The sequence below is a fragment of the Anaerotignum propionicum genome (assembly GCF_024461735.1).
Lineage (GTDB): Bacteria > Bacillota > Clostridia > Lachnospirales > Anaerotignaceae > Chakrabartyella.
In genome coordinates, this window is the sequence record NZ_JANGAD010000032.1 from 1 (window position 1) to 260 (window position 260).

The 260-nt window shown below is 50.0% G+C and carries 1 pseudogene; it reads left to right on the forward strand.

From position 1 onward, the window contains the following. Positions 1 to 36 precede the first annotated feature (36 nt). Positions 37 to 260, forward strand: a pseudogene (locus tag NE558_RS14290) (plasmid segregation actin-type ATPase ParM); the annotation flags it as partial.

A 260-nucleotide genomic window follows, 5' to 3' on the forward strand; every position in this document is an offset into this window, starting at 1 on the left:
TGAGCAAAAAGACAAATCAGGGAGGTGCAAAGACGCATGAAAGAATTTAAAAATCTCATGATCATCGGCGTGGATCACGGCTACGGCAACATTAAGACCGCCGGTACTGTCACTAAAAACGGCGTGACAGCCTATGAGACCGAACCGATCTTCTCCGGCAACATCCTGGAATACGGCGGGATGTACTATCGGATCGGGGACTGCCACAAGGAATTTATCCCGGACAAAGCTGCGGATGAGGACTATTACCTGCTCACGCT